Here is a 23135-nt window from a genome sequence, read left to right as displayed (position 1 = left end):
AAAACGGAGCCCGAAGGCTCCGTTTTTAGGTAATCCGCGTTGCTAATCGAGTGATTAGAACTGGTATACCAGACCAACAGCCACTACGTCGTCGGTAGCCAGACCCAGTGGGTTGTTGTCATCCAACTGGTTGATTTTGTAATCAACGTAGGTAGCCATGTTTTTGTTGAAGTAGTAGGTTGCGCCCACATCGATGTATTTAACCAGGTCAGCATCGCCAACGCCTTCGATGTCTTTGCCTTTAGACTGAACGTAGGCGATGGACGGACGCAGACCGAAGTCGAACTGGTACTGTGCAACCACTTCGAAGTTCTGAGCTTTGTTAGCGAAGCCAGAAACGGTAGCCTGAGTGCCATCAGCCAATGTGGCTGTTGCACCTGAAATTGGCGTTGAGTTACGGGTTTCACCGTACATTGCGGCCAGGTAAACGTTGTTAGCGTCATATTTCAGAGCGGTTGCCCAGTTTTCAGCACGTTTACCAGCACCAACGCCAGTCGCTACAACATCACCATCGCTATTTACGACAGAACCAGCAGATTGGAGGTTAGTACGGTCGCTGCTGCTATATGCTGCAGCAATACCTACACCGATTGGTGAGGTGTAAGAGGTTGACAGGCCATAGCCGTCACCGTTTGCACGACGGATATCAGAGCGATCGTTTTTGCCCTGGTACTGTGCAGCGAAGTTCCAGCCGTCAACCAGACCGAAGAAGTTGGTGTTACGGTAGGTCAGCAGACCGGTGCTACGACCGTTCATGAAGTTGTCTGAGTAACCTGAGTCGCCACCGAATTCTGGCAGTACGTCAGTCCAGCCGATTGCATCGTAAACTACACCGTAGTTACGGCCGTAGTCGATTGAACCCGCATCGCCAAATTTCAGACCTGCGAAGCCCAGACGGGTTTTGTTGCCGTCTTGTGCATCAGAACCTTCAGAGTTGTTAGCCTGAACGTTGTATTCCCACTGGCCGTAACCGGTCAGCTGGTCATTAATCTGAGTTTCACCCTTGAAGCCGAAGCGAACATAAGTCTGGTCGCCGTCGCTGCCAGCGTCATCCGAGAAGTAGTGCAGACCAACAGCTTTACCGTACAGGTCCAGCTTGTTGCCGTCTTTATTATAGATTTCTGCTGCGTTTGCTGCGCCGGCAGCTAACAGAGCAGGGATAACCACTGCAAGAATGTTGCGCTTCATCATTTTTTATTACCCTCATTGGAGTTATTTGGACATCTGCCACTGCTGCCAAGAAATCTTTACAGAACCTTGAGAGAAGTTTGATGTCTCCTGTGTCTGCACGCATCTTTCCATCACGGGGTTGCTAATTCTAGCCCGAAGATGATTCAAATCTCGCAATTAAGTATCAAAAGGAAAAATTGTATGACAATTTGTAAAAATCCGGGAACTTTGTGAGAGAACTCTAAATTTACAAAAATAAAAAAAGGCCGGCTAAGCCGACCTCTTTATATATATGAATTACTTATAATTAATCGCGAAATTTAGAAATTCGCATTGCGTGGAGTACGTGGGAAGGGGATAACATCCCTTACATTTTGTACGCCAGTGACATAGGCGATTAATCGTTCGAAACCTAATCCAAAGCCAGCATGTGGCACGGTGCCGTAACGACGCAGGTCACGATACCACCAATAATCTTCTTTATTGAGGCCCATTTCTGCCAGTCGCGCATCTAGCACATCCAGACGCTCTTCACGTTGTGAACCACCGATGATTTCGCCGATACCCGGCGCCAGCACATCCATCGCCGCTACGGTTTTGCCATCGTCGTTCATACGCATGTAGAAGGCTTTGATGTCTTTCGGGTAATTTTTCACAACGACCGGCGCTTTGAAGTGCTGCTCTGCGAGATAACGTTCGTGCTCGGATGACAAATCCACACCCCATGAAACCGGGTTCTCGAAGGTCTGGCCGCTCTTCAGGAGAATCTCTACCGCATCGGTGTAATCCACCTGCGCAAAGTCGGTCTGAACGAAACGTTCAAGACGGGCAACCGCATCTTTGTCTACACGCTCAGCAAAGAACGCCATATCATCGGCGCGTTCATTCAGCACGGCCTGGAATACGTACTTCAGCATGGCTTCAGCCAGCGCGGCCGCATCATCCAGCGTGGCAAAAGCGACTTCCGGTTCCAGCATCCAGAATTCCGCCAGGTGACGACTGGTATTGGAGTTTTCCGCACGGAAAGTCGGACCGAAGGTGTACACCTTGGAGAGCGCGCAGGCATAGGTCTCAGCGTTGAGCTGACCCGATACGGTCAGGAAGGCTTCTTTGCCGAAGAAATCTTTGTCGAAATCTATTTTTCCCTGCGGGTCGCGCGGCAGGTTCTCCAGATCCAGCGTGGAAACGCGGAACATCTCGCCTGCGCCTTCGGTGTCCGATGCGGTGATCAGCGGGGTCGACACCCAGAAATAGCCGTTTTCATGGAAGAAGCGATGCAGCGCCTGCGCCAGCGTATGACGCACGCGCGCCACGGCACCCACGAGGTTAGTACGCGGGCGTAAATGGGCGACTTCACGCAGATATTCGATGCTGTGACGTTTGGCCGCCATCGGGTAGGTATCCGGATCATCAACCCAGCCGGTGACCTCAACCTGGGTCGCCTGCAGTTCAAACGCCTGGCCTTCGCCCGGGGATTCCACCACTTTGCCGGTAATGATTACCGAGCAACCGGTGGTCAGACGCAGGACTTCGTCCTGATAATTATTCAGAGAATTATTGACGACAGCCTGAACGGGATTAAAGCAGGAACCGTCATAAACGGCGATAAAGGAAAGACCGGCTTTTGAATCTCTTCGGGTACGCACCCAACCACGTACGGTGACTTCACTGTCAACCGCGACACGGCCGTGCAGTACATCCGCTACAGGCACTACGCTCATAAATTTCTCTCTTTATATAAGGAGGTTGATAAAAAGCCCCTTTTCCGGGGTTTTGCTATGTTACTTGTGAGCCAACAGGAAACAAGCAAAATTGGCAGGAGAAAGGGAGATTTGTTGACGAGGAGCAGGGTGCAAGCACCCTGCATTAAGAATTAGCTGGCTCTTTTGACCAGCGGGAGATCAAAGGCCTTACGCAGGGCGCGTACAAAGGCTTTATCCTGACAAATGGTTTTGCCGGGGCTGTCGGAAAGCTTTGCCACCGGTTTGCCATTGCAGCTCACCAGTTTAATCACGATGTTCAGAGGCGTAACGCCGGGAATGTCGCACGTCAGGCGCGTACCGATGCCGAACACCACATTCGCACGTTGACCAAAGTGGCGATAGAGCGCCAGCGCTTTATCCAGATTAAGATTATCTGAGAACACCAGCGTTTTACTTTTCGGATCAATATCCAAACGCTGATAGTGCGCAATGGCTTTTTCACCCCATTCCACCGGATCGCCGGAGTCATGGCGCAGGCCCTGATAACGATGGGCAAAGCCTGGACCAAAATCGCGCAAGAAGGCATCCATGGTGATGCAGTCGGTCAGCGCGATGCCCAATTGATCGTCATACTCATCCAGCCAGGATTGCAGCGCGGCGCGTTGGCTATTCGCCAGCACCGGGCTGATTTGCTGATGCGCCTGGAACCACTCATGCGCTTGCGTACCCACCGGATTGAGCTGCAGGCGACGAGCCAAATCGTAGTTGCTGGTCCCCACCAGCCACGGAAATTCGGTTTTCAGCGTGCTGACTATCGCTTCCTGCACCGCTTTGGAGTAGCGGCGTCGCGTGCCGAAATCCATCAGCTGGAAGCGCGACATATCCAAATCGCCAACCTGCTCACGGAAATCCACCAGCTTGCGCTGCAAATGCGATACCGCCTGCTCCACGCCCATTTGCGGGGTACGATGACGATGCACGACTTCACTGATCAACGCCAGCAGCGGGACTTCCCACAGGATGACTTCGCGCCATGGGCCATGAATCTGAATCGTCAGCCGGCCATGATCGTTACGCACATTAACCTGCGAAGGATCGAGGCGGAACTGGCGCAGCCAGTTAACGTAATCGGTTTGAAAGAAAGGGAGACCGCTGAGGTAGTGGTATTCATCGTCACTCAGTGCGAGCGCTTGCAGGGTTTCAATCTGTTCACGGATCTCGTCCGCATAGAAGCCCAGCAGTTCATCGCCACGGCAGCGAAATTCAGCCGTCACCGGGACATCGTAATAGCGATGATATACGGCCTGCTGCATATGAAGCTTGTACGCATCGGTATCAAGCAGCGTGGTTAAAATCGGGGAAGCATGTCCAGTCATGGTGCGTTTCAGCATCCTCTTCCGCGGAGCAGAGCCCGGTGTTCAACAAAGTCATAAAGACGCAGGAGTATAAAACAGTAATGACCGCGATCACACCATAATTGCGGGTGGCAGGTCGAGGGTCATTTGTGCCATTGTTAATGAATTGTAGCCTTTTCAACGAACGCACGCATTGTACGTGGCAACGAAGGCACAACCCGCTTAGACTTTGACGGGTCAACATATTAACGATTAAAAGATGCGAGAAGGATTTATGACGCAACAGCCGCAAATTAAATATCGCCACGATTACCGTGCGCCGGATTACACCATTACCGATATCGACCTGACTTTTGATCTGGATGCCGCCGCAACGCGCGTTACCGCGGTGAGCCAGGTGAAGCGACTCGGCGCGGCGGATGCGGATCTGCGTCTGGATGGTGAAGATCTTACGCTGGTATCGCTGGCAGTGGATGGCAATCCGTGGCCGCATTACCGCCAGGAAGAGGGCGCGTTGTTCATCAGCCAGCTGCCGGACAATTTTACGCTGGCCATCATTAATGACATCCACCCGGATAAAAATACCGCGCTGGAAGGGTTATACCAGTCCGGCGAGGCGCTTTGCACGCAGTGTGAAGCGGAAGGTTTCCGCCATATTACCTGGTATCTTGATCGCCCGGATGTGCTGGCGCGTTTCACCACCACCATTATTGCGGATGCCGCACGCTATCCTTATTTGCTGTCAAACGGCAATAAGCTGGAGAGCGGACGCCATGAAGATGGCCGCCATTGGGTGAAGTGGCAGGATCCTTTCCCGAAACCCTGCTACCTGTTTGCGCTGGTGGCCGGAGATTTTGACGTACTACGCGACAGTTTTACCACCCGTTCGGGCCGCGATGTGGCGCTGGAAATCTTTGTCGACCGCGGCAATCTCGATCGCGCCGACTGGGCGATGACGTCACTGAAAGCCAGCATGAAGTGGGATGAAGAGCGCTTCAATCTTGAGTACGACCTCGACATCTTTATGATCGTCGCGGTGGATTTCTTCAACATGGGTGCGATGGAGAATAAAGGCCTCAACGTCTTTAACTCCAAATACGTGCTGGCAAAAGCCGAAACGGCCACCGACAAAGATTATCTCGGTATTGAAGCGGTTATCGGTCACGAATATTTCCATAACTGGACCGGTAACCGCGTGACCTGCCGCGACTGGTTCCAGCTTAGCCTGAAAGAAGGGCTAACGGTGTTCCGCGATCAGGAGTTCAGTTCAGACCTGGGCTCACGCGCGGTTAATCGTATCGATAACGTGCGTGTGATGCGCGGCGCGCAGTTTGCGGAAGATGCCAGCCCGATGGCGCATCCGATCCGCCCGGATCAGGTGATCGAGATGAACAACTTCTACACCTTAACGGTGTACGAGAAAGGTTCGGAAGTGATCCGCATGATGCACACTCTGCTGGGCGAAGAGAATTTCCAGAAAGGGATGCAGCTGTACTTCGAACGCCATGATGGTAGCGCTGCAACCTGTGATGATTTCGTGCAGGCGATGGAAGATGCGTCGAATGTCGATCTGTCTCAGTTCCGTCGCTGGTACAGCCAGGCGGGTACGCCGATCCTGACGGTACGCGATGACTACAATCCTGAGCTGGAGCAGTACACGCTGCACGTCACGCAACGTACGCCAGCCACCGCCGAGCAGAAAGAGAAGCTGCCGCTGCACATTCCGCTGGATATCGAGCTGTATGATAATGAAGGCAACGTGATCCCGCTGCAGCACAACGGTCATCCGGTGCATCATGTGCTGAATGTTACCGAAGAGTTCCAGACCTTCATCTTCGACAAGGTGTATTTCCAGCCGGTGCCCTCACTGCTGCGCGAATTCTCCGCGCCGGTGAAGCTTGACTACAAATGGAGCGATGCGCAGCTCACCTTTCTGATGCGTCACGCACGCAACGATTTTGCCCGCTGGGATGCGGCGCAAAGCCTGCTGGCAACCTACATTCGCCTGAACGTCGCACGTCATCAGCAGGGCCAGCCGCTGTCGCTGCCGCTGCATGTCGCCGATGCGTTCCGCGCGGTGCTGCTGGATGAGCAGGGCGATCCGGCGCTGAAAGCGTTGATTCTTTCGCTGCCGTCTGAGAATGAAATTGCTGAACTGTTTGATGTCATCGATCCCCTGGCCATTGCTGCGGTGCGCGATGCGCTGGTGCGTACGCTCGCCACTGAGTTAAATGACGAGTTCTTTGCGCTCTATCTGGCCAACCAAAGTAGCGAATATAAAATTGAGCATGCAGAAATTGGCAAGCGCACGTTGAAAAATGTCTGCCTCGGTTATCTGGCCTTTGCCGATGCTGCCCAAGCGGACAAATTGGTGCAGGCGCAATATCAGCAGGCGAACAACATGACCGATGCGTTAGCAGCGCTGTCCGCGGCAGTTGCAGCAAATCTGCCATGCCGCGATACGCTGCTGGCCGCTTACGACGAGCGCTGGCATCAGGATGGTTTGGTGATGGACAAATGGTTTGTGCTGCAAGCCACCAGCCCGGCGGCGGACGTGCTGAGCAAGGTGCGCGAACTGCTGCATCACCGCTCGTTCACCATGGGCAACCCGAACCGTATTCGTTCGCTGATTGGTGCATTTGCTTCCGCTAATCCGGCGGCATTCCACGCCAAAGATGGCAGCGGTTATCAGTTCCTGGTGGAGATGTTGACCGATCTCAATACGCGCAATCCGCAAGTTGCTGCGCGCATGATCGAGCCATTAATTCGTCTGAAACGTTACGATGCCGATCGTCAGGCGCTGATGCGTAAGGCGCTGGAGACGTTGAAAGGGCTGGATAAGCTGTCGGGGGATTTGTACGAGAAGATCACGAAGGCATTGAACGCTTAATCATAGTGGTCGCCATGAATGGCGACCCTACGCGGATTTTACCGGGTGCGCATTTATGCGCACCTTTTTCAACTCTGCTGCGCAAACTTCAGCGGCTGCTCCGATGAACCCCGTTTCATCACGCGATCCAGCACTTCGGCTTCAAGTTCCGCCAGACGCGCAGAGCCGCGACGGCGCGGACGCGGCAAGTCGACGATCAAATCCAGACCAATCTTTCCTTCTTCAATCAGCAAAACGCGATCGGCGATGGCGACGGCTTCGCTGACATCGTGCGTCACCAGCAGCACGGTAAAGTTATGCTGCTGCCACAAGGACTCAATCAAGCCCTGCATTTCAATACGCGTTAACGCATCCAGCGCCCCCAGCGGCTCATCAAGCAGCAGCAAACCGGGACGATGAATCAACGCACGCGCCAGCGCCACGCGCTGTTTCTGGCCACCGGACAATGCTGCCGGCCACTCGTTAGCACGATCGGCAAGGCCAACGGCCTCCAGCGCTTCCAGGGCGGCGGCTCGCCATTCGCGACCTTTTAGCCCGAGCCCAACGTTATCAATCACCTTTTTCCACGGCAGCAGACGTGAATCCTGGAACATCAAACGCGTATCTTCACGTGCTTGCGATAACGGCGCGTTGCCCGCCAGCAGCGCACCGCGCGTAGTCGATTCCAGGCCAGCTAATAGGCGCAGCAGGGTACTTTTACCGCAGCCGCTGCGACCCACCACCGCGACAAATTGCCCGGACGGAATATGCAGATCAATATTGTTCAGGATGGTGCGATCGCCATATTGCTTGCTGACACCATTCACACCAACCGGCGTACCGCGATTCAAACGCGCCGGATTTAGGGTTGCGTTGCTCATGCGTTCTCCTTTAATTGGTAAGCCGGATGCCAGCGCAGCCACACGCGCTCAAGCAGTTGTGCCGCGACGTCGGCCAATTTGCCGAGCAGGGCATAGAGAATGATGGCTACCACCACCACATCGGTTTGCAGGAATTCGCGGGCATTCATCGCCAGATAACCGATGCCGGAGTTGGCTGAAATGGTTTCGGCCACAATCAGCGTCAACCACATCAGGCCAAGAGCAAAACGCACGCCAACCATAATAGAAGGTAGCGCACCCGGCAGAATGACCTGAATGAACAGGCTCCAGCCGGATAAACCATAGCTACGCGCCATCTCCACCAGGCCACGGTCAATATTACGAATACCGTGATACGTGTTCAGGTAAATTGGAAACAGGGTGCCGAGGGCCACGAGAAAAATTTTTGCGGATTCGTCGATGCCGAACCACAAAATGACCAGCGGGATCAGCGCCAAATGCGGCACGTTACGCAGCATCTGTACGGAAGTATCCAACAGGCGTTCACCCACACGTGATGTGCCGGTGATTAATCCCAGAATCAAACCAATGGAGCCGCCGATGGCAAAACCAATGGCGGCGCGCCAGCTGCTGATGGCCAGGTTCTGCCACAGCTCACCGCTCACCGTCAGTTTCCAGAAGGTGATGAGGATATTTTCCGGCGACGGCAAAATACGCGTCGACAGCCAACCCACCTGCGATGCCAGTTGCCACAACGCGATCAGCACCACCGGTAACACCCAGGGCAGCACGGCATTACCCAGCTGTTTTTTTACGTTTGCCATCCTCGGCTCCTTTAGCTCTGCGACACTTTTTGCGGCGTGAAATCATGGGCTACCGCTTCGCCGTGCGCCTGCATCACACGCGGCTGTGGCACTTGCGGAATCGCCAGATCGAGGTGCGGGAACAGCAGCTCACCCACGCGATAAGCTTCTTCCAGATGCGGATAGCCAGAGAGAATAAAGGTTTCGATGCCGAGATCGCTGTACTCCTGCATGCGTGCCGCCACGGTTGGGCCATCGCCCACCAGCGCCGTGCCTGCGCCACCACGAACCAGGCCAACACCGGCCCACAGATTCGGGCTGATCTCCAGCTTATCGCGCCGGCCACCGTGAAGTGCGGCCATGCGCTGCTGTCCAACCGAATCGGTACGCGCAAATGCGGCTTGCGCTTTGGCAATGGTGGCATCGTCGAGATGGGCGATGAGGCGGTCCGCTGCTTGCCAGGCTTCTTCATTGGTTTCACGCACAATCACATGCAGGCGAATGCCGAAGCGGACGGTGCGTCCCTGCGCGGCGGCTTTGGCACGCACTTGTTCAATCTTCTCCTTTACTAACGCCGGCGGCTCGCCCCAGGTGAGATAAACATCCACCTGCTCGGCGGCCAGATCCTGTGCCGCATCCGACGATCCGCCAAACCACAGCGGCGGACGCGGTTGCTGCACCGGCTTAAACATCAGGCGCGCACCGCGCACTTTGACGTGCTTGCCATCGTAATCGACGGTTTCACCTTCCGAAACGCGACGCCAGACGCGAGTAAATTCGGCAGACTCTTCATAGCGTTCACGGTGATCGAGAAACACGCCATCGCCAGCAAGCTCTTCCGGATCGCCGCCGGTCACCAGATTAAACAGCGCACGGCCATTCGACAGCCGATCGAGCGTGGCCGCCTGACGCGCCGCCTGAGTCGGCGAAATCACCCCCGGGCGCAGCGCCACCAGGAAACGCAGACGCTGGGTGACCGGGATTAATGAAGCCGCCACCAGCCAGGCATCTTCACAGGAGCGGCCGGTGGGAATCAGCACCCCGCCGAAGCCGAGACGATCTGCCGCCTGGGCAATCTGTTGCAGGTAACCATGATCAACCGGGCGCGCGCCTTCCGCGGTGCCAAGATAGTGACCATCGCCGTGAGTCGGGAGAAACCAAAATACGGATACGCTCATGATTAATTTCCTTTCGGCTGGGCAGATTGTGGCTGCCAGATGCGGTCAGCGATATTCACTTTCACCGGCATCAGATGATTGGCATAAAACAGATCGGCCGTTTGCTGTTGGGCCTGCGCGGTATGGGCGCTGACCGGCGTAATAGTGGTAGGCGGACGATGGTCGAGATAGCTGGCAATGACCGGTTTCGGCAAGCCCATCGCCTGTGCCAGTAAATCAATACTTTGGTCGCGTTGGCTGCGGGTTAATGCATCGGCATCGCTGAAGGTATTCAACACGTGCTGTACGAATGCCCCGTTCGCCTCGGTGTATTTGCGCGTCGCTAAATAGAAGGAGCCGGTTTGATTGAGTTTGCTGCCGTCAACCAGCACGCGTACGTTGCCTTGCAGCAGGGCAGCCGAGTAGTAGGGATCCCAAATCGCCCAGGCATCCACGTCACCTTGCTGGAACGCGGCGCGCGCGTCGGCGGGAGTCAGATAGGTTGGCTGAATGTCTTTAAAACTCAGCCCAGCTTGCTCCAGTGCGCGCAACAGCAGGTTGTGCGAGCTGGAGCCTTTCTGGAATGCCACTTTGCGGCCTTTGAGGTCGGCTACGCTGTGAATCGGGCTGTCCTTTGGCACCAGAATCACTTCTGCCTGCGGTTTAGGCGGCTCGGAGCCGACGTAAAGTAGATCCGCACCGGCGGCCTGCGCAAACAGCGGTGGAATATCGCCGGTACTGCCTAAATCAATACTGTCGACGTTGAGCGCTTCCAGCATCTGCGGGCCAGCCGGGAATTCCACCCATTTAATTTGCGTGTGTGGAAAACGCTGCTCCAGTAGCTTATGGCTTTTCGCTAATACCATGCTCACTGAACCTTTCTGATAACCGATGCGCAGTTGCTCGGGAGCATCAGCGGCGTGTGCAGTAATGCTTAAAGAGAGCAGAGCGACCATCGCTGGCATCAGCCAGCCCGTTACTATCCGTTTCATAACGCTTCCTTTATACCGCTTGTGCATAGGGTTGGTGGCGACGATGCAGCGCGTGCCAGAACGTATCTAACGCTTCATCTATACGTTGTGACAGCAGCGGATCTAACTGTGGTTGACGATCGTAATGGGTAATCTGCACATCCGTTGCAAATACGCCGTGCAGAACTTCCTGCGCCTTGAGCGCGTTGAGCACCGGCTTAAGCGCGTAATCAACCGCGAGCAAATGGGAAGCGCTGCCGCCGCTGGCCAGTGGCAGCACCACTTTATGCTCCAGCGCGCGCTCAGGTAGCAAGTCGAGCAGCGTTTTCAGCGCCCCTGAAAATGATGCTTTATAAATAGGTGTGGCGACGATTAAGCCGTCCGCCAGCGCTAAATCGGCTTTTAGAGCAGCTAATGCTGGAGAATCAAAACGCGCGTAGAGCAAATCTTCAGGCTGAAAGTTGTGAATATTCCACGGGATCACCTCAACACCGCGTGCTTCCAGCGCGTGCTGGCAGAGGCTTAGCAGCGCAGTAGAGCGTGAAGGGAAGCGAGGGCTGCCCGCCAGCGTAATAACCCGCATGGTCACTCCTTATAACTGAAAGTTATTGATTATCTGATATTCAGAACTGATAGCTTCAATACTGTCAGAGCAGGGGGGATGGCTTAAATGATTTATCCGGCAATCAAAAGGTGGAAAATGCAAAAAGAATAAGAGGGGATAAAAACAAGTCAGTTTTCAGCGCATACGCATTTACGATTAGTCTTAAAACCCGCCGTTAAGTCCATTAGCATTGATTACAAACCATGATTTAAAAACCGTTTTACCGTTACGCTTAACCCTGAACTGCGCGTCGGATGTAATTGTAACTGCGGTTACGTTTGGTCAAATTTGTCCTGTATTGGACAGCGAAATAGATTCAAGAGGAAATGTTGCTGAGCAACGTTAAAAAACAGTGTTAAATCAATTGAAGAACGCGTTTTTAAACGACGCTTTTATCTTCCAGGCAAAAAAGGTGCCGCAAAGGCTATCTCTTTATTTTTTATTAAGTAAACCCTCGTAAGATTTTCCGTGAAAAAATGTGTGTCATTATTCGCTGAGATGACACAAAGCTTAAGAGTGGTAATGTTTTTTTACGAAATCAAAGCGAAGTGTTTAGAGGGGGTAATGTATCTGCATTGATTTATTTTTCTTAATTATGATTGGTCCTGTGATTTAAAATAACAATCTGCTTAACTGAGAGCGAAATCAAAACTCTTGCCGTTTATATTGCGTTTAAATAATTGGCGTAATGTTTTATGCCGTGATGTCGGCAGCTTAAGACTTGCTTTTTTCTATCTACTCCAGGAAAGGTTTATGGCTAAAATCCTATTATCCATCATTATCCCTACCTACAACGTAGAGAATTATATTGTCGAGTGTGTGGATTCGTTATTGAAGCAAAAGGGGGCGTCCAGTGAGATCATTATTGTTAATGATGGTTCTACCGATGGCACGCTGGCTTTGGTGGAGCAGCACTATGGGCATCTACCGCAGGTAAAAATTATTACCACACGTAATGGCGGAGCCGGTAAAGCGCGTGATATCGGGTTAGATGCAGCACTCGGAGAATTTGTATTCTTCTGTGATCCCGATGATATCGTCGCCGACGGTTTCCTGGCTGAACTGCAGCAGGTTTATCAGGCACATCCGGAAATTGACCTGTTCTGCTTTAGCTCACAAATGTTTGAAGATGGACACCGTGAGCGCATCCGGCCCAAAGTGCGCCACGAGGTTTTTGGTCTGCAGCCGCCGCAAAAAGTCCTCTCAAGCCTGCTGCGTAATGGCTCGTACACTTCCGCAGCGTGGAACTATGCGCTGAAAAAGAGTGTGGCAACCCAGTATGATTTACGCTTTGTCGACCGCGTCCACGAAGATCACAAATACACGCTGTCTGCATTTGTCCGCGCTCGTCATGCATGGGTGAGTAAGCATGTTTATTACTACCAGCGGGTGCGAAACGGCTCATTAACTAACAGCCGCAAGAGTGAAGAGTACTTCCTACAGCGCTATAACGCCTTTATGCACGCTTTTAGTACGCTCAAGCATGCACTTGATACATCGCCGGCCAGCAAAGCGCTGGAGAAAGACTATCTCATGCACTCTTTCCGGTTGATGATTTATCTCTCGCTTTATAACGGTACGCCTGTACCTGAATATGTTATTAATGCCATTCGCTTTATGGGTGGGCAGCATGAGCCAGCAAATATTAAAGAGTGGTTGTTAATCAATCGGCCGCAAATATTTATCATGCTGCAAAATTTAAAAGTGACGAAAGAGTTGAAACGTGCCGCCTGATTCGTGATTATTCCATCAGTAACAAATAATGGTAGAAGCAGAAAGTGAATAGCGTTAATTGCATCTGTATGTAAAAAAGATCGTCACTTCTGCAAACTCTGTTACAGATGATGTTTGCCTCATATGCAGGCCACTTTTGATAATAAAAAGGTGGCCTGTTTTTTAGGATAACCGAAATAAGCGATTTACGGCTTGTAAACTAAGATTAGTTACTCGCCTCAGCACCACTGATAAATTTAAGATTAAGTCTGGTAGGCAGCTATGTTGTTCTGTGTCAGTCTTAGTTTTTCAGCTAATTTTTAGACGCCGCCATACTTATGTCAATAAAACGTAACGCGATTGCCAACTATGTTGGTCAGATTTACCTGACGCTATCGGGTATTCTGGTTGTACCGCTCTATATTCAACATTTGGGCATGGAGGCTTACGGTTTAGTCGGATTTTTTTCGATTTTATTAACCTGGCTTCAGCTATTAGACGCCGGTGTTTCAACCACCTTAATGCGGGAAGCGGCGCGTTATCGCGCTAATCAAGCCGAATTCATTTGGTTCCCTCCGCTGTTTGCCGCGCTGTCAAAATTCTTCCTGCTCTCAACGCTTGTACTGGTGGTCATTGGCTGGCTAGCAACACCGTGGATTGCACACAACTGGTTGGACGCACAGCACCTGCCTTCAGGTGATGTGGTTACTGCGGTTGCAATTATGGTGATTACTGCCGCGATACGCTGGCGGACCAGTCCTTATCGCAGCGTCATTGTCGGCTTTGAACATCAGGTATGGCTGAATGGTGTCAACCTGATCATCGTGACATTGCGCACCTTTGGCGCAGTGCTGGTGATTCAATTATTCTCCAACCCGGTGTTGAGCTTCTTTATATGGCAGCTGCTGGTCTCGATTGCCGAGGCGGCATGTCTTATCTACAAGTGCCTCCAATTGGTGCCGGCATCCGCGCGTAAAGAGAAACGTTCAGACCTTAAAGAGGTGTTAAAACCTTTTATTCGTTTTGCTCTGAGCGCCGCTTATGCCAGCGCAGTGTGGACGTTTATTTCGCAGATAGATCGCCTGGTTTTATCGAAAACCCTGCCGCTGAGTGAATACGGATCCTTTACCGTGGTCGCTACCGCGGCAACCGGCATTATTCTGTTGAGCAGCCCGATCATGCAGGCCATTGTGCCGCGTATGACGGGCATGAAAACCAAAAAAGAGGGCGATTCACAATCGCTAATCCTCTATCGCTATACCACGCAGGCGGTGTCCATCTTTATGGCGCCGCTTAGCATTACGATTGCCTGTTTCTCCGCCCCTCTGCTTTGGGCCTGGACGCAGAATACTCAGGTTGTCACTGAGATGTCGTTTGTTCTCAGCTTGTATGCGATAGGGAGCGGCGTGCAGGCGATTTGCGGTCTGCTTTATCATCTGCAATACGTTAATGGCAACCTTAAGCTGCATATCAAAGGTTTCTCCTGTTTTGCCATTGTGCTGGTGCCGCTGAATATCTGGGCGGCCATTCACTATGGGGCGCACGGCACGGGTTGGCTCTGGCTGGGTCAGAACGTCTTTTATCTGTTTGGCTGGGCGTGGCTGGTACATCGTCGCTTTGCACCGGGTATCCATTTCACCTGGTTGACGCGCGATGTGTTGCTGATTTGGCTGGTGGCGGGCGTTATCGTCGGCCTGGCAACCCTGCTACCGATTGCCTGGGACCAAAACCGCTGGCTCAATTTGCTGTGGCTGGGACTGATTGGCATGGTCAACCTTGCTGTATGCTGTCTGCTTCATAGTTTGGTCATCAAGCGTTTGCCGCGACCGTTTAATAAAGGCTTTAACGTTGAGGAAAGAGAATGATCGCACGGAATCACGCTGCATCCGCTGCAACCATCACGGTTATTGTCCCGAACTGGAACTGCGCACCCTGGCTGACGGAAGCGATGGCGTCACTGCTTGGACAATCCTCGCCACCCGAGCAGATCATCGTCATTGATGACGGTTCAACCGATAACAGTGTTGAGCTGCTGCGCGCCATGGCCGCCAAACATCCTGAAATCGTTCTGCTGCAAGCAGAGCGCGGGGGAGTAAGCGCCGCACGTAATCGCGGGCTGGAGATCGCTAGCGGTGACTTCATCTACTTTATGGATGCGGATGATTTCGTTGGCAACACGCTGTTCGCCGATTTCCGTAACGCCCTCGTGCAACATCCAGAGATGGAGATGTTCTGCTTTGGTGCCAAAATGTTCACTGATCTACCGGTTGAGCAGCGCGATTATCAGCTGTTTCATCAGCGCCGTATTAGCGGCGCCTTCGCGGGTGGCAGCGCAACGCTGCGCAAAATGATTGCCAACCAGTCGGCACATCGCGTGCTGTGGAGCAGCATCGTTTCACGCGCTCTGATTAAGCGTGTGGGCGTGCAGTTTCTGCCAATTCAGAACCATGAAGATGCGCCTTATATGTTTGCACTCTATATGCAGGCGAACACGGTGGTGCTCTCCAGTGAAAGCTATTACTTCAAACGCTTTATGGTCACGTCTTTGTCGCAGCGCAAAGCGACCTTTTCCTGGGTGGAGAATTACTTCATTGCGCGCGGCAACAGCGAGAGCTTTATGCAGCAGTGGGGCTTGCCCGCAGATGAGTCACTCCTTGATCGTTACTACGAACCGGTGATGTATGGCTGTCTGATTGAAATGCGCAAAAATAACATTGAGGTTCCGCAGGCGTGGCGCGTCACGATTGATCAGCTGATCCGCAAGGTGACGGGTGAAAGCAGGCGCATGAAATTGCAGTGGTATTACCCAACGTTGTACAACGGTTTGAAAGCCAGCCGCAGTTTGCTGGCGCGCTATACCGGCAAGCGCTGATTTCGATCAACTCTCCGTCTCTCAATAGAATTTACTTTTGCGCCAGAGCACCTTACCATTCTGGCGCACAAATTCCCGTGCACCCCGACTTCCCTGGTTCCCGTCATTGAGGAGAGTGCATGTTATATCCTATCGTCCGGCCGGCGCTGTTTAAGCTTGATCCTGAGCGAGCGCACGAACTCACCTTTCAGCAGCTGCGTTTTATCAGCGGTACGCCGCTTGAAGGGCTGATTCGCCAGTCGCTGCCATCACGTCCGGTTACCTGCATGGGATTGACGTTCCCGAATGCGCTCGGCTTAGCCGCCGGTCTCGACAAGAATGCCGAATGCATTGATGCCTTCGGCGCCATGGGCTTTGGTTTTGTCGAAGTCGGTACGGTGACACCCCTGGCGCAGCCTGGTAACGATAAGCCACGCATGTTCCGCCTGGTTGCCGCCGAGGGGATTATTAATCGCATGGGCTTTAATAATCACGGTGTTGATCATCTGATTGAGAACGTTAAAAAGTCGCGCTTTAAAGGCGTTCTTGGGATTAATATTGGCAAGAATAAAGACACGCCGGTAGAGAAGGGCAAAGACGATTATCTCATCTGCATGGAAAAGGTGTATGCCCATGCTGGTTATATCGCCATCAATATTTCCTCGCCAAACACCCCAGGATTACGCACGTTGCAATATGGCGAAGCGCTGGACGATCTTCTTTCTGCTATCAAATTAAAACAAAAAGAGCTGCAAGAACGCCATCTTAAATATGTGCCGGTGGCAGTAAAGATCGCGCCGGATCTTTCAGAAGAAGAATTGATTCAGGTTGCCGACAGTTTAGTGCGCCATGAAATTGATGGCGTGATTGCCACCAATACGACGCTCGATCGCTCGCTGGTGACTGGTCTGAAATATGCTGAGGAGATGGGAGGATTAAGTGGTCGTCCGGTCCAGTCGCGCAGCACTGAAGTGATTCGCCGCTTGTCGCAAGAGCTTCAGGGCCGCTTACCCATTATTGGCGTCGGCGGTATTGATTCCCTGGTTGCAGCACGCGAGAAAATCGCCGCAGGTGCAACGTTGGTGCAGATATACTCCGGATTCATTTATAAAGGCCCGGGTTTAATTAAAGATATCGTGACTCACCTCTAAGACATTTCCCACTTTACTGCGCCGAGGGGTTTATTTATCCCTTCGGCTCGTTTATATTTTGTCCTGCTGGTGTATTTTTCAGCCTTTTCTCAGATTTACTTTTTCTAATTTAGCGCTATTTAGCGCAGCGAAAAACTACAGGGCAGATCATGAAAATCAAACCTGATGACAACTGGCGTTGGTATTTTGACGCAGAGCATGACCGTATGATGCTGGATTTAGCCGATGGCATGTTATTTCGCTCGCGCTTCTCACGCAAAATGCTTACGCCCGATGCGTTTAATGTCAGCGGTTTCTGCGTTGATGACGCCGCGCTCTATTTTACCTTTGAAGAGCGTTGCCGTCAGAGTGGATTAAAAGGCGATCAGCGTGCTGAATTAGTATTAAATGCGCTGGTGGCGAGCCGTTTTCTTAAACCCTTAATGCCGAAAAGCTGGCATTTTACCAATCATGCGCACAGCTGGCAGCCTGCTGCGGGCGAAATGGTTGCTGTAACCCTGGCGGATAGCGGTGAACAGGCGCAGTTATTTGTGGTTGAAAGCGGTGAGAATGCGGCGCTGTGCTTATTAGCGCAAAACGCGTTAACCGTGGCAGGGAAGGGCATGCAGCTAGGTGATGCGATTAAGATCATGAACGATCGTTTGCGTCCGCAGCAGCAGGAACAAACCGCCCACTTTGCGCGGGCGGTTTAATTACTTCAGGCCAGTTCGATATCGCCAGCGGGAATACAGCTGCAGCTTAGAATGGTGCCATCGGCACGCACCGCGCTTTTCTTTAACGCCTTCACTTCACCTGCAACCAGTGTGACTTTGCAGCTGCCGCAAATACCGGCGCGGCAAGAGTAGGGAATACGAAATCCCTGCATCTCCAATTGTTCCAGCAACACCTGCTGATTATCACCGTTAAAGGCAGTGCCCTGATAATCAATAGTGACTGCGCGGTGGCTAGTGGTGGTTGGCGCCAGCGTCTCAACCACGGCGCCTGAGCCGTAAGCACGTGGCGACTGTTGCTGCAGAATCGTGACCGTATCGCCCACGCGAATAATGCCGCTATTCATCGCAATCAAATTCAGGCCGAAATCAATATCCCCGCTGCCATCCTGCGCGCTACGAAAACCTTGCAACGTGGTGAGCGGTTCGCCATCAGGATGTTTGCGTCCGCTTTCGGTACCCACGGTGGTGAACACGCAGCGACTGCACGGCTTGGGCATCTCAAAGACGATCTCGCCAATTTGCAGGCGTTTCCAGCTGTCCTCTTCCCATGCCGCCGCGCCGCTAACCACCAAATTGGGGCGGAACTGCTCAACGCGCACGCTGGCCGGGCAGCGCTGTTGCAGATCCTGCAGCGACGCCATATTCACCAGCAGGAAGGGAAAACCGTCGGCAAAACTCAGCGGCACATGATCAAATCGCTTCACTCGACGCGTGGGTTCTACACCGGTCCAGCGCAGCTGCACCGGACGCGGGAAGAACGCACTTAACCAGCTATTTATCTCGTCGGGCGCGATACGCGCGGTGAAATGGTTGCCCCACACTTCGGTTGGCGCCTGCTCAGGAGTGAAGTCGGCAAAGCGGATCAGCGCTTGTGTTCCATCGGGTGCCTGAAGAAACAGGCCGTCCGGCAGCAGCGCAGGCGTGAAGCGCACCATTTCTGGATATTGACGCGCGGTTACAAAGGTTCCATCCAGTTCAGTCACCATGAAGATGCGATCAAAGGCCAGACCGCTCTCCAGCACCTGCGCATGCGACAACTGCAGGCCGCGCATTGATTTAACGGGATGAATAAAAAGGCGAGATAACGTGATCATAGCGTTCCCGGTAAAGGTATTCGGCAAAAAGAAGCTAACTTTATGACATAGCACGCTGATTCGCTATAATGCGCAGCAATTTAAGCAAGAGTAAAAAGTGACGATATGAATTCTCTGTTTGCCAGTACGGCGCGTGGGCTCGAAGAGCTGTTGAAAAGTGAGCTGGACGCGCTGGGTGCGCAGGATTTGCAGGTGGTGCAGGGCGGCGTCCACTTTCAGGCCGACGACCGCGTAATGTACCAAAGCCTGCTGTGGAGCCGTTTGGCTTCGCGCATTTTGCTGCCGCTGGGAGAATTTGGCGTCTGGAGCGATCTCGATCTCTACGTGGGTGCGCAAAGTATTCCGTGGACCGACATGTTCGATAGCAACACCAGTTTTGCCATCCATTTTAGCGGCACCAACGAGGTGATCCGCAATAGCCAGTTTGGCGCGCTGCGCATTAAAGATGCCATCGTCGATAGCTTTACGCGTCAGGGGCTGGAACGTCCAAGCGTCGACCGTGAGCAGCCGGGCATTCGTATCAATGCGTGGCTGAATAAAGATCGCGTCAGTATCGCCCTGGATCTAAGCGGTGATTCACTGCATCAGCGTGGCTACCGCCAGCAAACGGGCGCCGCCCCGCTGAAAGAAACGTTAGCCGCGGCAATCGTAATGCGTTCCGGCTGGCAGAGCAGCACGCCACTGGTCGATCCGATGTGTGGCTCCGGCACGCTGCTGCTGGAAGCAGCGCTGATCGCCTGCGATCGTGCGCCAGGCTTACTGCGTACCCATTGGGGCTTTCATCGCTGGAAAAAACACAATCAGGCGATATGGCAAGACGTTCACGCTGCAGCAAAAGAGCGTGCTCGCGTGGGAACCGCTGCCGCGACGGCCCGTTTCTTTGGTTATGACAACGACAGCCGCGTGCTGGAGTCCGCGCGTGCCAATGCTCGTCGTGCAGGCGTGTTCGAGCTGTTCACCTTCACGCAGCAGGACGTGATCAAGCTGAAAAATCCGCTGGCCGGGCAGGACATTACCGGTACGGTATTGAGCAACCCGCCATACGGTGAGCGTCTGGAAAGTGAACCGGCGCTGATCGCGCTGCATAGCCAGCTTGGCCGCATCATGAAGCAGAATTTTGGCGGCTGGAATCTGTCCTTATTCAGCGCATCGCCCGAGCTATTAAGCTGCCTGCAACTGCGCGCCGATCGCCAGTTCAAAGCCAAAAATGGCCCGCTGGAGTGTGTGCAGAAAAATTATCAGCTGGCCGCAACCAGTGGCGAAGGCAGCGCGCAGATTGCCGAAGATTTTGCTAATCGTCTGCGTAAGAACCTGAAGAAGCTGGAAAAGTGGGCGCGTCAGTCGAATATCGACTGCTACCGTCTGTATGATGCCGATCTGCCCGAGTACAACGTGGCGGTCGATCGCTACGCCGATTGGGTGGTGATTCAGGAATACGCGCCGCCGAAAACCGTGGATGCGAACAAAGCGCGTCAGCGTTTATTCGATGTCATCAGCGCCACGCTGAGCGTGCTGGAGATTCCGGCCAATCGTCTGGTGATGAAAACGCGCGAGCGTCAGAAAGGCAAAAGTCAGTATCAAAAGCTGGGCGAGAAGGGCGATTTCTTCGAAGTGCAGGAATTTGATGCGCGCCTGCTGGTTAATCTCACCGATTATCTGGATACTGGCCTGTTCCTCGATCACCGTATCGCGCGCCAGATGCTGGGTAAAATGAGCGCAGGCAAAGATTTCCTTAACCTGTTTGCTTATACCGGCACCGCCAGCGTACACGCCGGCCTGGGCGGGGCGAAGACCACCACCACGGTGGATATGTCGCGCACCTATCTGGAGTGGGCTGAGCGCAACCTGCGTCTGAACGGGTTGACCGGACGTCAGCATCGGCTGATGCACGCAGATTGTCTAAGCTGGCTGCGTGAGAGTGATGAGCAGTTCGATTTAATATTTATCGATCCGCCGACGTTTTCTAACTCTAAGCGCATGGAAGATGATTTCGACGTGCAGCGCGACCATATGATGCTGATGCAGAATCTGAAACGTCTGCTGCGTCGCGGTGGCACCATTATGTTCTCTAACAATAAGCGCGGCTTCAAAATGGATCTCGACGGTTTAGCTCGTCTGGGTCTGCAGGCGCAGGAAATTACCCAAAAAACGCTGTCGCAGGATTTCGCGCGCAACCGTCAAATTCACAACTGCTGGCTGGTTAGCCACGCCGGTAAGGAATAAGTTTTATGTCACTGATCAGTATCCATGGCGCTTACCTCTCATTCAGCGATGCGCCGCTGTTGGATAACACCGAGCTGCATATCGAAGAAGGCGAACGCGTCTGTCTGGTAGGTCGTAACGGCGCCGGTAAATCGACGCTGATGAAAATTATCAACGGCGAACAGCCGCTGGATGACGGCCGCATCATTTATGAGCAGGATTTGGTGGTGGCGCGTCTGCAACAGGATCCGCCGCGTAATATTACCGGTTCTGTTTACGACTTCGTCGCAGAAGGCGTGGCCGAGCAGGCTGAACATCTCAAGGCTTATCACGCTATTTCCCATCTGGTGATGGAAGACCCGAGCGAGAAGAATCTTAACGAAATGGGCCGCCTGCAAACCATTCTCGATCATCAGAATCTGTGGCAGCTGGATAGCCGCATCAATGATGTGTTACAGCAGATTGGTCTTGATGCCGATACCGAGTTGTCTTCGCTCTCAGGCGGCTGGCTTCGTAAAGCAGCACTCGGTCGTGCGTTGGTGAGCAACCCGCGCGTACTGATGCTTGACGAGCCCACTAACCACCTTGATATCGAAACCATCGACTGGCTGGAAACTTTTTTAAAGACTTTCACCGGCAGCATTGTCTTCATCTCGCATGACCGTTCGTTTATCCGCAACATGGCGACGCGTATTGTCGATCTCGATCGCGGCAAGCTGGTTTCATGGCCGGGCAATTACGATCTGTTCCTGACCGGCAAAGAAGAAGCGCTGCGCGTGGAAGAGATGCAGAACGCCGAGTTTGATCGCAAATTGGCGCAGGAAGAAGTGTGGATCCGCCAGGGCATCAAAGCGCGTCGTACGCGTAACGAAGGCCGCGTGCGCGCCCTGAAAGCGCTGCGTAACGAGCGTTCGGCGCGCCGTGAGGTGATGGGCAAAGCCAACATGCAAGTCGGCGAAGCAGCCCGTTCAGGCAAAATCGTATTTGAGATGGAAGATGTCAATTACAGCGTGGGTGGCAAAATCCTGGTAAAAGACTTCTCTACTCAGGTACAGCGCGGCGACAAAATCGCCCTGATTGGCCCGAACGGCTGCGGTAAAACCACCTTGCTGCGCCTGATGCTGGATCAGTTGAAGGCCGATAGCGGCCGCGTGCATTGTGGCACCAAGTTGGAAATTGCTTACTTCGACCAGCACCGTGCTGAGCTGGATCCGGATCGTACCGTCATGGATAACCTCGCTGAAGGTAAGCAGGAAGTGATGGTTAACGGTAAACCGCGTCACGTGCTTGGCTATCTGCAAGACTTCCTGTTCCATCCGAAACGCGCCATGACGCCGGTGCGTGCGTTGTCCGGTGGTGAGCGTAACCGCCTGCTGCTGGCGCGTCTGTTCCTGAAGCCAAGCAACCTGCTGATCCTCGATGAACCGACCAACGACCTCGACGTCGAAACGCTGGAACTGCTGGAAGAGCTGGTGGATGGTTATCAGGGCACCGTGATGCTGGTGAGCCACGATCGTCAATTCGTTGACAACACCGTAACTGAGTGCTGGATTTTTGAGGGCAACGGCGAGATCGGCACCTTTGTAGGTGGCTATCACGATGCGCAACAGCAGCGCGCTGCCTACAAACAGCTGAAATCCGCGCCAGTAAAATCAGCCCCGGCGGCCAAATCGGTAGAGAAAAATGATGCCGCCAAACGTTCCGCCAGCAAGCTAAGCTATAACCTGGCACGGGAACTGGAACAGCTGCCGCAAAAGCTGGAACAGCTGGAAACACGCATCGGTGAGCTGCAAGCCAAAATGAGTCACCCGGACTTCTTCAGCCAGCCACATGATAAAACCCAACCGGTGCTGGATGCGTTAGCGCAGACAGAACAGGAACTGGAAGTGGCGTTTGAGCGTTGGGAAGAGCTGGAAGCGCTGAAGAACGGCGCATAA

At 53.2% G+C, this 23135-nt stretch carries 17 protein-coding genes; 8 read left to right on the top strand and 9 right to left on the bottom strand.

All coding sequences use genetic code 11. From position 1 onward, the window contains the following. Positions 1–54 precede the first annotated feature (54 nt). The 3 genes from ompF to pncB all read right to left on the bottom strand — a co-directional run bounded on the left by ompF (position 55) and on the right by pncB (position 4249). Positions 55–1191, bottom strand: a complete 1137-nt coding sequence (gene ompF / locus CRO19_RS01915) for a porin OmpF (protein ID WP_097094353.1) — start codon at positions 1189–1191, stop codon at positions 55–57. Between the two features lie 299 nt (positions 1192–1490). After that, positions 1491–2891 (bottom strand): asparagine--tRNA ligase, encoded by a 1401-nt coding sequence (gene asnS, locus CRO19_RS01910; protein WP_097094352.1) that lies wholly within the window; start codon positions 2889–2891, stop codon positions 1491–1493. Positions 2892–3043: 152 nt separating this feature from the next. Next, positions 3044–4249, bottom strand: a complete 1206-nt coding sequence (gene pncB, locus CRO19_RS01905) for a nicotinate phosphoribosyltransferase (RefSeq protein WP_176519189.1) — start codon at positions 4247–4249, stop codon at positions 3044–3046. A gap of 253 nt (positions 4250–4502) precedes the next feature. Between pncB and pepN the strand changes: the two genes are divergently transcribed. Then, positions 4503–7118, top strand: a complete 2616-nt coding sequence (gene pepN / locus CRO19_RS01900) for an aminopeptidase N (protein ID WP_097094350.1) — start codon at positions 4503–4505, stop codon at positions 7116–7118. Positions 7119–7186: 68 nt separating this feature from the next. Here the strand turns inward: pepN and ssuB are convergent, their stop codons facing one another. From ssuB to ssuE, 5 genes are read right to left on the bottom strand one after another with little or no spacing between them, the layout of a single operon-like run. Next, positions 7187–7978, bottom strand: coding sequence for an aliphatic sulfonates ABC transporter ATP-binding protein (ssuB, locus tag CRO19_RS01895; protein ID WP_097094349.1), 792 nt, complete (start codon positions 7976–7978; stop codon positions 7187–7189). Beyond that, positions 7975–8763 carry an aliphatic sulfonate ABC transporter permease SsuC gene (gene ssuC, locus CRO19_RS01890; protein ID WP_097094348.1) on the bottom strand — a complete coding sequence of 263 codons (789 nt, stop codon included), beginning with the start codon at positions 8761–8763 and terminating at the stop codon, positions 7975–7977. The genes ssuB and ssuC overlap by 4 nt, the downstream gene beginning before the upstream one ends. An 11-nt stretch (positions 8764–8774) precedes the next feature. Further along, on the bottom strand, positions 8775–9920 hold the full coding sequence (ssuD, locus tag CRO19_RS01885; RefSeq protein WP_097094347.1) for an FMNH2-dependent alkanesulfonate monooxygenase: 1146 nt from the start codon (positions 9918–9920) through the stop codon (positions 8775–8777). A 2-nt stretch (positions 9921–9922) separates the two neighbouring features. Continuing rightward, positions 9923–10891 carry a sulfonate ABC transporter substrate-binding protein gene (locus CRO19_RS01880; RefSeq protein ID WP_141400222.1) on the bottom strand — a complete coding sequence of 323 codons (969 nt, stop codon included), beginning with the start codon at positions 10889–10891 and terminating at the stop codon, positions 9923–9925. 10 nt (positions 10892–10901) lie between these two features. Beyond that, complete coding sequence (gene ssuE / locus CRO19_RS01875) at positions 10902–11453, bottom strand: NADPH-dependent FMN reductase (RefSeq protein WP_097094346.1); 552 nt, start codon at positions 11451–11453, stop codon at positions 10902–10904. A gap of 774 nt (positions 11454–12227) precedes the next feature. On the opposite strand from ssuE, the gene CRO19_RS01870 reads away from it, so the two are divergent. The 5 genes from CRO19_RS01870 (at position 12228) to CRO19_RS01850 (ending at position 17881) form a co-directional block, all read left to right on the top strand. Then, the gene (locus CRO19_RS01870) at positions 12228–13208 is read left to right on the top strand and encodes a glycosyltransferase family 2 protein (protein WP_097094345.1); all 981 of its coding nucleotides are present in this window, start codon (positions 12228–12230) and stop codon (positions 13206–13208) included. 317 nt (positions 13209–13525) lie between these two features. Further along, entirely contained in the window at positions 13526–15052 is a 1527-nt protein-coding gene (locus tag CRO19_RS01865) for a lipopolysaccharide biosynthesis protein (protein ID WP_097094344.1), read from the top strand. Next, positions 15049–16059, top strand: coding sequence for a glycosyltransferase family 2 protein (locus CRO19_RS01860; RefSeq protein WP_097094343.1), 1011 nt, complete (start codon positions 15049–15051; stop codon positions 16057–16059). Before CRO19_RS01865 ends, CRO19_RS01860 begins: the two co-directional genes overlap by 4 nt. 119 nt (positions 16060–16178) lie before the next feature. Next, a complete protein-coding gene (gene pyrD, locus CRO19_RS01855) occupies positions 16179–17189 on the top strand; it encodes a quinone-dependent dihydroorotate dehydrogenase (RefSeq protein WP_097094342.1) in 1011 nt (336 codons plus the stop codon). A gap of 149 nt (positions 17190–17338) precedes the next feature. Then, positions 17339–17881: a cell division protein ZapC gene (locus CRO19_RS01850; protein ID WP_097094341.1), complete on the top strand. Its 543-nt coding sequence runs from the start codon at positions 17339–17341 to the stop codon at positions 17879–17881. A gap of 5 nt (positions 17882–17886) precedes the next feature. On the opposite strand, the gene CRO19_RS01845 is transcribed toward CRO19_RS01850, so the two are convergent. After that, positions 17887–18996, bottom strand: coding sequence for a YcbX family protein (locus CRO19_RS01845; RefSeq protein ID WP_097094340.1), 1110 nt, complete (start codon positions 18994–18996; stop codon positions 17887–17889). Positions 18997–19101: 105 nt separating this feature from the next. Between CRO19_RS01845 and rlmKL the strand changes: the two genes are divergently transcribed. Next, positions 19102–21219, top strand: a complete 2118-nt coding sequence (rlmKL, locus tag CRO19_RS01840; protein WP_097094339.1) for a bifunctional 23S rRNA (guanine(2069)-N(7))-methyltransferase RlmK/23S rRNA (guanine(2445)-N(2))-methyltransferase RlmL — start codon at positions 19102–19104, stop codon at positions 21217–21219. 5 nt (positions 21220–21224) lie between these two features. Then, positions 21225–23135 carry an ABC transporter ATP-binding protein gene (locus CRO19_RS01835; RefSeq protein ID WP_097094338.1) on the top strand — a complete coding sequence of 637 codons (1911 nt, stop codon included), beginning with the start codon at positions 21225–21227 and terminating at the stop codon, positions 23133–23135.

Origin of the sequence: Candidatus Pantoea floridensis (genome assembly GCF_900215435.1) — a bacterium.
In the GTDB taxonomy this organism is placed as follows: Bacteria; Pseudomonadota; Gammaproteobacteria; order Enterobacterales; family Enterobacteriaceae; genus Pantoea; species Pantoea floridensis.
This window is presented reverse-complemented; position numbering and strand designations above follow the sequence as displayed.